1 pseudogene is annotated in these 795 nt (G+C 68.2%); it reads left to right on the forward strand.

The annotated features are described in order from the left end of the window. Window positions 1–795: pseudogene (locus tag FAF44_RS53450) on the forward strand (DNA-directed RNA polymerase subunit beta); the annotation flags it as partial.

Here is a 795-nt window from a genome sequence, read left to right on the forward strand (position 1 = left end):
GTCGACTACATCGACGTGTCGCCGCGCCAGATGGTGTCGGTGGCCACCGCGATGATCCCCTTCCTGGAGCACGACGACGCCAACCGCGCGCTCATGGGCGCGAACATGATGCGCCAGTCGGTGCCGCTGCTCAAGAGCGAGGCGCCGCTGGTCGGCACCGGCATGGAGTATCGCGCCGCGACCGACACGGGTGACGTGATCAGCGCGGAGAAGGCCGGGGTGGTCGAGGAGGTCTCGGCCGACTACGTCACGGTCATGAACGACGACGGCAGCCGGACGACGTACCGGGTGGCCAAGTTCAGGCGCTCCAACCAGGGCACCAGTTTCAACCAGAAGCCCGTCGTGGCCGAGGGCGACCGGGTCGAGGTCAACCAGGTCATCGCCGACGGCCCGTGCACCGACGACGGTGAGATGGCGCTGGGCAAGAACCTCCTGGTGGCGTTCATGCCGTGGGAGGGCCACAACTACGAGGACGCCATCGTCATCTCGCAGCGGCTGGTCCAGGACGACGTGCTGTCCTCGATCCACATCGAGGAGCACGAGGTCGACGCCCGTGACACCAAGCTGGGCCCGGAGGAGATCACCCGGGACATCCCCAACGTGTCGGAGGAGGTCCTGGCCGACCTCGACGAGCGTGGCATCATCCGGATCGGCGCCGAGGTCGCGCCGGGCGACATCCTGGTCGGCAAGGTCACGCCGAAGGGCGAGACCGAGCTGACCCCGGAGGAGCGGCTGCTGCGCGCGATCTTCGGTGAGAAGGCGCGCGAGGTGCGCGACACCTCGCTGAAGGTGCCG

The organism is Nonomuraea sp. MG754425 (assembly GCF_021699195.1).
Taxonomy (GTDB): Bacteria; Actinomycetota; Actinomycetes; order Streptosporangiales; family Streptosporangiaceae; genus Nonomuraea.